This is a genomic window from Methanoculleus caldifontis (genome assembly GCF_032842345.1).
Lineage (GTDB): Archaea > Halobacteriota > Methanomicrobia > Methanomicrobiales > Methanoculleaceae > Methanoculleus > Methanoculleus caldifontis.
On sequence record NZ_WBKO01000001.1, the window covers coordinates 944121 to 955073 of the forward strand.

Below are 10953 nucleotides of genomic sequence, written 5' to 3' on the forward strand. Positions count from 1 at the left end.
GGGATAGCCGTTTCCCGCCATTCCCCCGGTGTCGCGGATTACTCGATCACCTGATGCTGCCGAACTCCTTGCTCACGTCGGTGGCGGAGTGGTAGGTCCGGTTGCTGAACTCTTCGAGCGCCGCGATCACGCTCTCCGGGGCATCGTTCTCTCGCGCTCGGGCGATGATCTCCTGTCTTCCCGCCGGGTAATCCATGCCCTTCAGATAGACCTGGAGATCGGCGGCGGAGAGGCGGGCGGGCGACGGCCCCGCTCTCCGGGTTTCGTGCCGCTCCTCGCGGGCCTCCGCGGTGACGACCGGCGCCTGGACCATCTCCTCTCTGCTGACCAGCCTCTCTCTCTGGACTTCCTCCGCGCTGATCTCCGGGGCCGGGGGCATCTCGGTCGAGGCGGGGTGTCCGCCACGGGTCTCCCGGCCGAACTCGACGCTCACGTCGGCTGCTGACTTGTAGGTCCGGTCGCTGAAGCCTTCGAGCGTCGTGATGACGCTATCGGGGGCGTCGTTCCTTCGTGCCCGGCTTACCAGATCCCGCCTCTCTGCCGGATAGTCCATCCCCTTGAGGTAGACCTGCAGGTCGGCGGCGGAGAGATGCCCCGGAGACGGCCCCCGGGTCGTGAGGGGCTGCTTTGCCTCCGTCACCGGTCGGGTCTCCGGCCGGGCGGGCTCCTCGCGCCGGACCTCCTCGACGACGGCTCCTGTCGGCCGAACCTCCGCCCGGACGGGGCGCTCTTCGGTCTGCCGTCTCGTTGGCTGCCCTCCCCAGCCGCCCGCGACCGTCTGGACGGCCGGCTGCGGCGGGATGTCTCTCTCGCCTCCCGGGAACGTGGATTCGGCCGGCCGTGCCTCGCTTTCGACCCGTGACGGGGGGATTGCTTCTCCTGCGCCGCGGGCAGAGGGCTCTATCTTCCTCTGTGCCGGTGCGGTCCGGATCACGCTCCAGTCACTCTCGCCGGGCATGGTGTCCCGGGCGAAGCCCTGCGCATTGTCGAGCGTCCGCCTGTCCGTATCCACGATAGCGACCTTCTCCCGCGGGCGGATACGGACCGCTTCCCAGGGTATGGCGAAGCGTTTCTCCCCGAAACCCAGGATTCCACCGTATGCGAGCACGGCGTAGGCGATGCAGCCGCTCTTGCGGTCAATTGCGACCTCGGTGAGGTCGCCAAGCCCCTCTCCCTCCGGGTTCTGCACCTTGATATTCGAGATGTCGTCTGCACGCATCAGGTCTACTGTCTCTTCCATTCCCCGCCGGGTCTCCAGAACCGGCCCTGCCTGTCTCTCAGCCATCGTATCTGCCTCCTGTCTCTTCTGCCTGCGAAGGGGTTACCCCTCCGGAGGAGGCTGGATAGAGGATCGAGGATACTTAAGGGTTTCCCGTTCCGTCGAACCCGAAACGATCCCGGATCCCGGCGGAGGCCGGGCGGGGGTGAGCGCCGGTCCGGACCCTACGTCCGGGCCCGGCCATACCGGAGGATGAGCTCGGTCGCCGCCCGGATGTCCTGCCCCTGCTTCCGCGCCTCAGCGAGGTAGGTGGCGTAGACCTCGTCGGTCACGAGCCGTATCTGCGGCCGGAAGATATCGGCGTGCATCATCATGTCAAAACAGCGGGCCTCGCTCTCGGTGAGACCGAGTGTGCGGTACTCCCCGGTGTGGGGAACGAACGCCGGGTTCTGATCCCGCGGGGTCTTTACGGCGAGGTCTGCGAGCGGGGTGCCGGGGATGGGCTCGGCGCTGCTCACGAAGACGTCGTCGAGGCAGAGTGCGGCGATCAGGTCCTTCGTCGCCTCGTAGTCCCGGCCCGTCTCGCCCGGGTAGCCGACGATGAAACTCCCCGCCACCCGGAGGCCGTGCTCCCGGCACCGCTCAACCGCCTCCTCGACCTGCCGGACCTTCGCGCCCTTGCCCATCAGGCGGAGCACCCGGTCGCTCCCCGACTCGATCCCGAAGAAGACCCACCCGATGGTGTACGCCCGGATGGCGTCCAGGATCTCATCGGTGATGCAGTCCACGCGGATGTCGGGGGAGGAGACGTTCCGCGGCCCCATCACCTCCGCCATGCCGCGGAGGAGAGCGATGAACGCTTCAGGGTCCATCTCACCGTCGCGCGAACCGTAGAGCGAGCCCGTCCCCCCGGAGACCGAGAGCCTCGTCGCCCCCGCCGCGCGGAATGCCCTGACCTCCGTAAGGATGCTCGCAAGATCCCTGCTCCGGACCTCTCTCCCGAAGAACCGGGGGACCTGGCAGAAGGTGCACCCCCCGATGCATCCGCGGTGGGTCTCGATGTAGGCGCTCGCGCCCCGGACGCTCTGGCTCCCGATATCCTCCGGGATCAGGGGGAGGGACCGATCGATCGGCGCCGGCGGGGCGGGAGGCGTCACGAACGGCCGGTCTCCGTCGAGGTAGGCGATGCCGGGGAGGGTGGGCGAGACCCCCTCGCTGACGAGGCGAACGATCGTCTCCTCGCCCTCGCCGACGACCACGGCGTCGGGGCCGAGCTCGCCGAGAACGATCTCCGGCACCGCCGAGACCGGCCCCCCGACGTAGACCTTCCCGCCCCGTTCGCGGTGGGTCCGGACCAGGTTCCGGACTGCGGGGTCGAGGAGGTGCTGGGTCGAGAAGAGGCTCGCGACCAGGAGCGAGCCTGCCGGGACGGCGGGCGTCCGGGTGAGCGTGACCGTATGGCCCGCGTCGCGGAGGACGCCGCCGATCAGCATGGCGCCGTAGGTGTAGATCCCGGGGGAGAAGACCGTGATATCCATGATACAGTATCGGCACAGCAGTATACAAAGAGTGGGGCTTTGCCGCCCCTCCGATCAGGGGGCTACCGGCCGCCGGAACTTCCGGGCCTCGGCGACGGTGTGGGCGCCACGGTCCGATGCGGCGATCAGCCTGCCCTGGAGCCGCATGATATCGGCGATGAGCGGCTGGGGGTTCTTCTCCAGCGTCTCGGCGACAACAGCCCGGGCCTCGCGGAACCTTCCCGCCCGGCGGAGCAGGTCCGCGAGGAGCGCCTCGTCGGCCCCATCCTGGGGAACCAGCCGCTCGCCCTGGTCCCATGCCCGGTGCAGGAGGTCGGCGGCGCGCTTCCGGCAGACCCTGGCGGCGACATCTTCCCCTTCATCGTCGCAGATCCAGGCGGCGTGAAGGGACGCCCAGGCCGCCTGGGCCGGAGATCCGAGGTCTTCCTGGACGATCGACCAGCAGAGGAAGGTGTTCGCGATCGCCGGGAACTTCCGGTTGTCGAGCTGCCAGCGGTAGCGGGGGAGTTTCACCACGTCGGCGGCCCTGTCCAGCGGCCGGCCCGGGTCCGGGGCAGCGTAGCCGCAGGAAGGACATCGTTTCACCCATGCGTAGATGGTGGACCGGAGCGGTTCGGCCGGGCGGGTGTCGAGGTCCCGTGACCCGACGCTCACGGCGCCCTCGGGAATGGTGAACCGGCAGGACTCGCCGCAGACCGAGCAGGTGGTGTTGAGGTAGTGGAGGTGGGTCATGGATGGGGCTGAATGGCCTACCCTGAAATATATAATTTCTCGTCGATGGAAAACGAGGAGAGAGCGGGCCGCCGGCAACCGCCCGTGGGGAGCGAAGTGTGGCATGGACTTCGCGCCTTCGCGCCCTCGCGTGAGAAAACCGGGACACGCAGGGGGATCGGGGTCCCCGCCGTCACCGGGCCGTTGCCGGGGGAGCCCGTGCGACCCGGCGGCCGTAGGCCGCGACGGCACCGGCAAGGAGCGCCGTTGCGACGGTTACCAGGGCGAGGATCAGCCAGTGGACCGGGCCTGCGGTCTCCACCGCGAGCCTGACCACGAGGTTGAGCGGGTTGTAGGGGACGGCCATGACCAGGAGGAAGAGCACCACGACCGCGGTCGAGAAGACGAACTGGGCGCTGGTCCGCTCGCGGTAGTGGAGCGCCGTCGCGGCGCCGAGGAGGATGAGGAAGAGCCCGGCCGCCGCGACATGGAGGAGGATCGGGACGGCGTTCCCCACCATGATCCCGTTCAGGCCGAGGAGGAGGATCCAGGCCCCGGCCTGGACCGGGACGATGGCCCAGCAGGCGAGGATCTTCCCGAAGACCATCTCCGTGAACGTGACCGGCGTCGAGAGGAGGGTCTCGAGCGTCTGGCGCTGGTACTCCTCGGTGATGAGGTCGATGATCAGGGCCGCCGAGATGATCGCCGGGAGGAGGACGAGGATCGGGAGGAGGAGGCCGTAGACGAACTCATAGAAACTCTCCGCGTTCCCGGCGTCGGGGAAGTTCAGCCCGACCGGGAAGGAGACCATCCGGTCGGCCCGGACCTCGCGGAGCTCCCTCTCGTAGCCCTGGAGGACTTCTTTGATCTTGACGTTGATGACGCTCGACTGCAGGTCGTTCTGGATGAGGTAAAGCGTGATCGCGACCGGCCCTTCGGCGTCGGGCGGCGTGTCGGGAGCGTAGATCACCGCCGCCACTCTCCGCTCCCGGAGCGCCGCAAGTGCCGGGGAGAGATCCATCCTGTGCAGGACGAGGTCGTGGCGCTTCTCGAACTCGTCGATGAGGGGTGAGTCCGCCCCGGCGTAGCCGACGCCGTAGGTGGCCGTCGAGTAGCCCTCGAGCGCCTCCGGGTCGTACATCGCGGTGAGCCCTACCATCAAGAATGAGGAGAACATCGCGATGAATACCTGCAAGAGGATGGCAAAGACGATCGTCTTCTCCGAGGAGAGGCCGGAGAGTTCCTTTTTTGCGACAAGACCGATATGGCGGGCGTTCATGACAGGCCTCCGAGGAGGAAGTAGAGGTTATAGAGGCTGTGGACCACGCTTGCCACGACGAGGCCGGGGACGTAGGCGCGCCTCCCCCCGACGAGGAGGAAGGTCCCGGTGATCAGCACCCCTCCGATGTGGAGGAGGAGCGGCATCCAGAGCACCTGGAGGGAGAGGAAGAGGACACTCCCGAAGATCGACTCGGTGATCTGGGAGAGCGTGGCAAACAGGAGGAGTTTCTCCCCGACCAGGAACCCGGCGCCGATGGCGACCGCTCCGAGGAGCAGGTTTTTCACGGTGAGGAATCCCGGCCGTTCCCGCGCTATCGCGTAGAGCCCGACGGATTTCGCGACCTCCTCGATGAACGCCGCCGAGACCGTCAGGATGACGAGCGAGAGCGGCATCGGGATGTTGAAGAAGAGGACGAGCGTCATCATCTGGACCATGAAGACGAACGGTATCGTGAAGGCTGAGAGGAGGAAGAGCGAGAGGTGCGGGTGGTCGCGGCCGATCACGCCCGCGACGAAGTCCACGAGTCTCGAGGTGAGGGGTTTCTCGGAGAAGAGGCGCTCCTCGCGGAAGTTGACCGTCCCGGCGTAGATCAGGACGGCGCTCGTGAGGAAGAAGAGCGCGGTCGAGTAGATGTACTCGACGGCCGTGAACCCCTCGCCCTGGATCTGGAGGACGACCAGAGTGAGGGGGGAGATAATGCTGATGACGTGGGTGTTCGCAAAGACCGTCGGGAAGAAGAGGTACGACGTGGCGAGGGTCGAGAAGAAGATCGAGACGAACGAGAGCTCCTTGAAACTCCGTGCGGCCATCCCGATGATCAGGGCGTTTGCGAGGAAGAAGAGGATGACCGGGAAGAGCGGGAGGAGGATCGCGAGCGGTGCGCCGATGAAGACGGTGATCGCGGCCGAGACGAGGAGCATGATCGCGAGGTACGGGACGGCCTTCCCGACGACGATCGCGGCGGGCCGGACGGGTGTGGAGAGGAGTGCCTCCCCCGCCCGCCCGATCCGCTCGTTCATCACGCTCATCATGAAGAACTGGGAGGTGAAGTAGAGCGGGAAGATGAAGACGAAGACTAGAATGAGCGCGTCGTAGGGGAGCGGAGGCGAGAGTTCCGCTGGCGTCCGGAGCCCGTCCGTGGCGGAGCTGCTCGATATGATGCCGGTGTAGCGGGAGAGGGGGCTCTGGCTCCCCGTCTCCGCGAGGTGCTGGCGCAGGTCGTTTTCGGAGACCGGGACGGTCGCGGGCGGGGGGGTCACGGCCTCCACCGGTCCCGAGGGGGCGGGCGGCCTCCGGGTATCCGCCGGGGCGCCGACCTGCTGCCCGCTCTGGGTTGCCAGGAAGTCGATCTCGCTCCTGACGTACTCGAGGTCGATCCAGAGCGGGTAGCCGGCGAAGAGGTCGGGCTGGGCTGCGGCCACCCGCGAGACGTAGGCGTCGTAATCGCGGCGAAGCGCCGTCAGGGCCGCCCGTCCTTTATCCGTGTCGGCGGCGTAGACCTCGCCGGAGAGGACGAGGATGTCGTACGCGAACCGGTCGTTCCAGAGGGTGTGCCCGTCGGCGAGTTCGACGGTGAAGCGGCTGTCGGGGGTGACGATCCGGGCGACTTCGGGGTCGTCGATCCCGATGCGGTAGATGCCGTCCTGCATGTGGACGCCGCTCTGGGCGGCGAATGCGGTCACCAGGACCAGGAGAGCGAGCAGTCCCGCGGCGAGCGGCAGGACGCTTCTGCCCATCGTGGTCATCGACCGGTTCATCTCCCAGACGGCGATCGTTCGGATGGAGGAAGCGAGACTCATGGTTATTATCCCAAACGGCGTCAGAGGTTCATACCTCTGTGCAGCAACCTATTAGTAGTCATCGGCGCCATAGGGAGATCCGATGATCACCGCCCGCTCTCTTGTCAAACACTACGGCGACTTCCCGGCCCTCGACGGCGTCACCTTCGATCTCGACGACGCACAGATTCTCGGGGTGATCGGGCACAACGGTGCAGGAAAGACGACGCTCCTGAAGATCATGGCCGGCCTGATCTCGCCGACTTCGGGAAACCTCGAGATCGACGGCGTCGATGTCGTCAGGCATCCGCTCGACCTGAAACGGAACCTGGGCTATCTTCCCGAGGAGTCGCGGCTCTACGAGACGATGACCACGGATGCCTACCTCTCGTTCTTCGGCGAGATCTACGGCCTCTCGAAGGCGGCGATCAGGGAGCGGCGCGAAGACCTCCTCGTCTCGCTCGCGCTCGAGCCGAACGGAAAGAAGATCGGGGAGTTTTCGAAGGGAATGAAGCGGAAGGTCGCCATCGCCCGGTCGCTGATGCACGATCCCGGCCTGCTCATCTACGACGAACCCACCTCCGGCCTCGACCCCATGACCTCCCGGTCGGTGCTCGAGTACGTCAAGGGTCTCAGAGAACAGGGCAAGACGGTGATCTTCTCGGCCCACAACCTCTTCCAGGTGGAGGAGGCCTGCGACCTCGTCCTGATCCTGCGCCGGGGAAAGGTGGTCGCGAGCGGGACTATCCCCGAGCTCCGCGAGACCTTCGGCTCGATCACCTACCAGATCTTCTTCAGGGTCCCCGACCCGGCGGCCTTCGCGACGTCGGTCACCTGCACGGCAGAGAACGGGGGGTATCTCGCCGAGGCACGCTCGGTGGAGGAGTTGAACCGGGCGACCGCGGCGCTCGCGGCCGACGGCGCGACGATCGAGCGGATCGAGTCGCATTATCCGACGCTCGAGGAGATGCTCCTGAAGATCGGGCGGTGAACGGCTCCCGCCGCCAACATTTTCAAGTTCAGTTACTTAAATCTTCTCATTTTTGAATAATTTTTCTTTTGGCGGTAATAAGATTTAATGCCTATTGGTGCCCAGGAATCTTTGTCCGGGAGAAGGTGCCCGGGAGTACGATCCCGTGCCCTGCCCCGGAGAAGACGCTCGCACCGGAGATGCCGGCGGATGTGCCCTGCCGAAACTCCGGAGATTCATCGTGCCAGTGTTCAGCATCACGTTAAAACGGGTGATTGCATATGCAGAGAGACAATCGCGAGACGACGGAAACAGGAGAGTTTTACCGGGCACTCTACGAAAGCGTGCCCGTAGCGCTCCTCCTCATCGACGACAATCGTATCATCGAATGCAACAGAGCGGCAGAGGCCCTTTTTGACTGTGGCGGGCGCGAGAACCTGATCGGCCTGGACCCTGCCCGGCTCTCCCCCGGAATGCAGCCGGACGGGAGCGCATCGGCAGACCTGGCCGCAAGGCACCTCCGTGAGGCCCTCTCGGGCCGCCGGACGTTCGAGTGGGTCCACCGGCGTGCCGGAGACGGGACCTTCACCGCGGAGGTGACCCTCACGCCGGCCGATACCGGCTCCGGCCTGAAGATCCTTGCGGCCGTCCGCGACATCAGCGAGGAGAAGGAGGTCCGAAAGCAGGCCGAAGAGGCCGGGCATCGGGCCGACGCGATCCTTCAGGAGAATCCGATCCCCACAATCATCTGGGACCGGAGCCTGCATGTGAAGGCGGTGAACGAAGCGTTCCTGAAGATCACCGGCTATGACAGGAAGAGGGTCGAGTCCATGACGCTCAAGGACTTCAGCCACGTCGGCAGCCAGTCCGGCCAGGAGGTGGCGGAGGCCTTCAGGACGAAGCAGGCGACGTCTGCGGAGTTGGCAGTTGCTTTCCCGCACGGGACCTTCTCCTTCATCCGCTACAGCGTGCCGCTTCCCGACAGGGCCGGCAACGTCGAGAGCGTGATGGCCGTCTACAAGGACATCACCGACCAGAAAGAGCAGCTGGAGCAGATGCGGGTAATCCAGCAGCAGGCCGACGCGATCGTTCAGGAGAACCCGATGCCGATCCTCCTCTGGAAGACCGACCTGACCGTAGAGGTGGTCAACAAGGCGTTCCGCAGGCTCTCCGGTTTCTCCGACGAACAGTGCGCCCGCCTCACCGTCCGGGACTTCAAATACCTCAGCCAGTCCGGGGAGGGCGTTGCTGATACGGTGAAGAGCCACAGGGCCAGCAAAGGCGAGGCCGCCATCGAGTTTCCCGCCGGTATCCGCATCCTCGAGCGATACAACATCCCGCTCCTCGATAGGGCGGGAGACCTCGCGAACGTGCTCACGGTCTACAACGACATCACGGAGAAACGGAGCCTTGACGAACGGCTCAGGAAGAGCATCGACGAACTCGCCGCGAGCCTCCATGCCGTGGCCGCCGGCGACCTGACGAAACTCGCGGTCACCTACCCTGACGACCCGCTCGCTGCGGTCAAGGGGAGCATGAACGAGACGATCGCGGCGCTGACGGATCTCCTCCGGCACCTTCTCGAGCAGGCGGATGCCCTCGAGCACGCCATCATCGATGTCGGGAAGGGTGCCGACGAGATCGCCCGGGCATCCCAGCAGGTGGCGAACACGGCGCAGAAATCCTCTGACGGGGCAAAAGAGCAGATCCGGCAGCTCGACCGGGTCACCAAGAAGGTCGGCGACCTCTCCGCCAGCGTCGAGGAGATCGCAAGCACCGCCCAGGAGGTCCGGGACCGCGCCTTAAACGTCGCAAAGGCCGGAGAATTTGCCGTCGGGATCGGGAACGAGGCGGGCGAGAAGATGCAGGCGGTCCAGAAGATCTCCGAGCGGGCCGTCGAGGAGATCACGAACCTGAACGCGAAGATGCAGGACATCAGCCACATCGTGAAACTCATCACCGATATCGCGAACCAGACCAATCTCCTCGCGCTGAACGCCGCGATCGAGGCCGCCCGGGCGGGAGAGCACGGGCGCGGGTTTGCCGTGGTCGCGGGCGAGGTCCGGAACCTCGCCGGGGAGTCCAAGAGCGCGACCCGGCAGATCGAGGAGGTGATCGGCGGGGTGACCGCGAGCAGCCGGAAGACCGCCGAGGCGATGCAGGGGGCGCACGCGGAGATCCTCGGGGGGATCGAGAGCGTGAACAAGACCATCGAGGCGCTCAACCGGATGGTCGCCGACGTCGGGGTGGCGGTCAACGGCATCGCCGATATCTCCCGGGCGACCGAGAGCCAGGCGGACGAGACGACCTCGGTCACGACGAGCATCGAGGAGGTCTTCGTCCTGGTCCAGGATAACGAGAAAGGCATGGAGAGCCTTGCCGCGCTCGCTGAAGAGTCGTCTGCCTCGACCGAGGAGGTCGCAAGCGCCTCAAACGAGATCCGGCAGATGGCCCACCAGCTCCGCGAGAAGGTCGCGACGTTCAGGTTCGAGTGAGGCCGCGAAGATGATCGACGTCGTCGAGTTCGGACTGGGGCAGGAGCTGTACGCGATGGATATCCAGCTCGCCCGGGAGATCGTGGAGATGATGCCCATCACCCACATCCCCCGGTCGCCCGATTACATCGCGGGGATCATGAACCTCCGGGGCGAGATCACCACCGTCATCGACCTAAAGCGGCTGATCCAGATCCAGGGGACGCCGGGGAGCAGCCAGAAGATCATCGTCCTCGTGGCCGAGGCGACCGGGGGGTCGAACCTCGGCATCATCGTGGATGACGTCCACAGCGTCATCCAGGTGGCCGAGAGCGATATCGAACTGATGGACGAAGGGATCTCCTCCGGGGTCCACGCCTTCGTCAAGGGGATCATCAAGGTCGCGAAGGCCGAGGACGACCGGAAGCGGGCGGACGGGAAAGGCCAGCAGGGGACCGGGCTCATCCTCTGGATCGATATCAAGAAGATCCTGGAGGACCTCGTGCGGCGAAGTCAGCCCTGACTTCCGCAAGGCGCGCCTGCAAGGGGGAGCATATCCTGAATTATCTCTATTTTGGCCCTGCAACGCCTTTCGGCCGGGTGGGTCCGGAGCAGGGAGCCTCTGCCGATCTTCATCCGCCGCATGCCGCTCTCCCCGGTTTTTTCACCTGAGCAGGATTTATATAGCAGCCGCATATAATTGCCTCCGGAACCCCGGAGAATTCGCGTCTATCGACCTCCCGTTTAAAACCGCGGTGGGTATGGGGGCCGATGCGGGCTGACCGGACGGCCGGGCGCCCTGATGAGACGGGTGAGCGCAGGGACCGGATCGTCGTCGCCGGAAGGATCGATACGGGGATCGGATGCACACGATGAGAAGAAATGAGTGTTCGACGGGCCTGAAGGGATTTGAACCCTTGGCCTACGGATTAAGAGTCCGTCGCTCTGCCGAACTAAGCTACAGGCCCATGCATCTGACCT

8 protein-coding genes and 1 tRNA gene are annotated in these 10953 nt (G+C 65.5%); 3 read left to right on the forward strand and 6 right to left on the reverse strand.

What is annotated here, in order from left to right; genetic code table 11:
* Positions 1-46: 46 nt before the first annotated feature.
* The 5 genes from F8E02_RS04925 to F8E02_RS04945 all read right to left on the reverse strand — a co-directional run bounded on the left by F8E02_RS04925 (position 47) and on the right by F8E02_RS04945 (position 6549).
* Positions 47-1285 (reverse strand): DUF2795 domain-containing protein, encoded by a 1239-nt coding sequence (locus F8E02_RS04925; protein ID WP_317064365.1) that lies wholly within the window; start codon positions 1283-1285, stop codon positions 47-49.
* 158 nt (positions 1286-1443) lie between these two features.
* Positions 1444-2757 (reverse strand): methyl-coenzyme M reductase glutamine C-methyltransferase, encoded by a 1314-nt coding sequence (locus tag F8E02_RS04930; RefSeq protein WP_317064366.1) that lies wholly within the window; start codon positions 2755-2757, stop codon positions 1444-1446.
* Positions 2758-2811: 54 nt separating this feature from the next.
* Complete coding sequence (locus tag F8E02_RS04935; protein ID WP_317064367.1) at positions 2812-3489, reverse strand: hypothetical protein; 678 nt, start codon at positions 3487-3489, stop codon at positions 2812-2814.
* Positions 3490-3661: 172 nt separating this feature from the next.
* Positions 3662-4747 carry an ABC transporter permease gene (locus F8E02_RS04940; protein ID WP_317064368.1) on the reverse strand — a complete coding sequence of 362 codons (1086 nt, stop codon included), beginning with the start codon at positions 4745-4747 and terminating at the stop codon, positions 3662-3664.
* The gene (locus F8E02_RS04945) at positions 4744-6549 is read right to left on the reverse strand and encodes a PrsW family intramembrane metalloprotease (protein ID WP_317064369.1); all 1806 of its coding nucleotides are present in this window, start codon (positions 6547-6549) and stop codon (positions 4744-4746) included. Before F8E02_RS04945 ends, F8E02_RS04940 begins: the two co-directional genes overlap by 4 nt.
* An 82-nt stretch (positions 6550-6631) precedes the next feature.
* Between F8E02_RS04945 and F8E02_RS04950 the strand changes: the two genes are divergently transcribed.
* The 3 genes from F8E02_RS04950 (at position 6632) to F8E02_RS04960 (ending at position 10495) form a co-directional block, all read left to right on the forward strand.
* Entirely contained in the window at positions 6632-7519 is an 888-nt protein-coding gene (locus F8E02_RS04950) for an ABC transporter ATP-binding protein (protein ID WP_317064370.1), read from the forward strand.
* A gap of 260 nt (positions 7520-7779) precedes the next feature.
* Positions 7780-9993: a methyl-accepting chemotaxis protein gene (locus tag F8E02_RS04955; protein ID WP_317064371.1), complete on the forward strand. Its 2214-nt coding sequence runs from the start codon at positions 7780-7782 to the stop codon at positions 9991-9993.
* A gap of 10 nt (positions 9994-10003) precedes the next feature.
* On the forward strand, positions 10004-10495 hold the full coding sequence (locus F8E02_RS04960) for a chemotaxis protein CheW (RefSeq protein ID WP_317064372.1): 492 nt from the start codon (positions 10004-10006) through the stop codon (positions 10493-10495).
* A 371-nt stretch (positions 10496-10866) separates the two neighbouring features.
* Here the strand turns inward: F8E02_RS04960 and F8E02_RS04965 are convergent.
* Positions 10867-10940 (reverse strand) — tRNA-Lys (locus tag F8E02_RS04965).
* Positions 10941-10953 lie beyond the last annotated feature (13 nt).